At 50.5% G+C, this 210-nt stretch carries 1 protein-coding gene; it reads right to left on the bottom strand.

Annotation, left to right across the window (positions count from 1 at the left end; translation table 11 throughout):
* On the bottom strand, positions 1 to 210 hold a 210-nt coding region (locus CXF71_RS08880), incomplete at both ends, for a hypothetical protein (protein ID WP_157826725.1).

The raw sequence follows: 210 nt of genomic DNA on the forward strand, positions 1-210 counted from the left end.
CTCTGCAGCTTCGGCTTTTTCTTCCACGACTGGCGCAGTATTCGCTACGGAAGCAAGCAAGGCATCTATATCATCTGGGTCTGTTACCTCTGCAGTTTCAGCTTTTTCTTCCACGACTGGCTCAGTATTCGCTACAGAAGCAAGCAGCGCATCAATATCATCTGGGTCTGTTACCTCTGCAGTTTCAGCTTTTTCTTCCGCGGGTGGCGC

It is taken from the genome of Colwellia sp. 12G3, from assembly GCF_002836775.1.
Taxonomy (GTDB): domain Bacteria; phylum Pseudomonadota; class Gammaproteobacteria; order Enterobacterales; family Alteromonadaceae; genus Colwellia.